Annotated in this window: 2 protein-coding genes; one reads left to right on the top strand and one right to left on the bottom strand. The window is 39.1% G+C overall.

The window, feature by feature from the left end:
* Positions 1-106 precede the first annotated feature (106 nt).
* Entirely contained in the window at positions 107-790 is a 684-nt protein-coding gene (locus Q0E71_RS06765; protein ID WP_294797267.1) for a trimeric intracellular cation channel family protein, read from the bottom strand.
* Positions 791-930: 140 nt separating this feature from the next.
* Here Q0E71_RS06765 and Q0E71_RS06770 point away from each other — a divergent pair.
* Positions 931-1669: BRO family protein (locus tag Q0E71_RS06770; protein WP_294797269.1), on the top strand; the 739-nt coding region annotated here is incomplete at its 3' end.

Below are 1669 nucleotides of genomic sequence, written 5' to 3' on the forward strand. Positions count from 1 at the left end.
AAACATTATCCACAGTTTTATACACAGTGGCCCAGCCATTCACATAGAAAAAAGCCTTGTTCGTGCAAAAACAAAGCTTTCTAAGTAAAATCTGTATTAAATTCTCTTAAGCGTCGTCCCCATCGACAAGGTCACTCGAAACGTCTGGCAGACTCCACCTATACTTCATCGACAGAAGCCTGATAATAACTGTGGTTAAGGCGCCCAAAAAGAAGGAGAGGTTCGCTCCATATGGTCTCAAAACTATAAACACGACTGCGCCCAAAAGCGAGGCAACTGCGTATATGGTATTTTTTGTGAATATAATCGGTATGGTGTCTGAAAGAAGGTCTCTCAAGACTCCGCCGCCGCAGCCGGTGATGACGCCGACGAAGATCATCAAAAAGGCGTTGTTGGAGTAGCCTCTGACCATGGCGACGCTTACGCCGCTGACTGTGAATAGGCCAAGTCCGATGGCGTCGAGCACTGAGGCGACTTGTGTGTATCTAATCATAAACTTTCTGTTAACTGTATTTAAGCTCAAAAATTTAACTTTTTTCGACATAAATAGTATCAAAACGAGCGCGGTAACGATGGCAACTACTGTGTATGTGTTGTCTCTAAATGCCATGGGCGGCGTGATACCCACGGTGATGTCACGAATGACACCGCCCCCAATCGCTGTGATTATCGCAAGAACCACGATGCCGAAGACGTCCATGCCCTTTCTGATGGCGACAAGCGTGCCCGATGAAGCAAAGGCGACGGTACCGATGATTTCTGCTATGTAGTAAAATTTTTCAAAATCCATTTTTCTCCTCCTCTAATGATTATACTACAAAATTCGTTTTTTAGCTATGGAAATATTGTAAATGTTTTTAATCTTCAAAATATGTTATAATATAAATATAGATATAAATTTATTTTTTTAAGATACTATTGAGGTGAAAAATGGATAACGAAATTAAATTATTTGAGGGAAGACAAATACGTTCAGCATGGGATAATGAAAAAGAAGAGTGGTACTTTTCTATTATTGACATAGTTGGAGTTTTAACTGATAGTAAAGATCCTGGCGCTTATTGGCGTAAGCTAAAACAAAGACTAACAGAAGAGGGAAATGAAGTCGTGACAATTTGTCACACTTTGAAAATGCAAGCTGCTGACGGGAAAATGAGAGAAACAGACGTAGCTGATATGCAAGGTATTTTCCGTATAATACAATCTGTTCCATCGCCAAAGGCAGAGCCATTCAAAATGTGGTTAGCTGAAGTAGGCAAAGAAAGAATTGACGAAATCATTGATCCTGAATTAACAATTGATAGAGCTTTAGATACATACTTAAAAAAAGGCTACTCAAGAGAGTGGATTAACCAAAGACTTCAAGCAATACAAGTAAGAAAAGAACTTACTGACACTTGGCAAGATCACGGCGTCAAGGCTGGCAAAGAATATGCAATACTAACAAATGAAATTTCTAAGGCTTGGTCAGGAATGACAACTAGAGAATATAAAAATTTAAAAGGCCTAAAAAAGGAAAATCTTAGAGACAATATGACTACTCTTGAAATAGTTCTTAATATGCTTGCTGAAGCAACAACTACTGAACTTACAAAAACAAAAAATCCACAAGGTTTAGATGAGAACAAGAAAGTAGCAAAAGATGGCGGCTCAATAGCTGGAAACGCAA

This window comes from uncultured Fenollaria sp. (genome assembly GCF_934202865.1).
GTDB lineage: Bacteria > Bacillota > Clostridia > Tissierellales > Peptoniphilaceae > Fenollaria.

Excerpts from the sequence above, each read along its gene's own strand:
- Q0E71_RS06765 (WP_294797267.1), bottom strand. The coding sequence starts at position 790 with ATGGATTTTGAAAAATTTTACTACATAGCAGAAATCATCGGTACCGTC.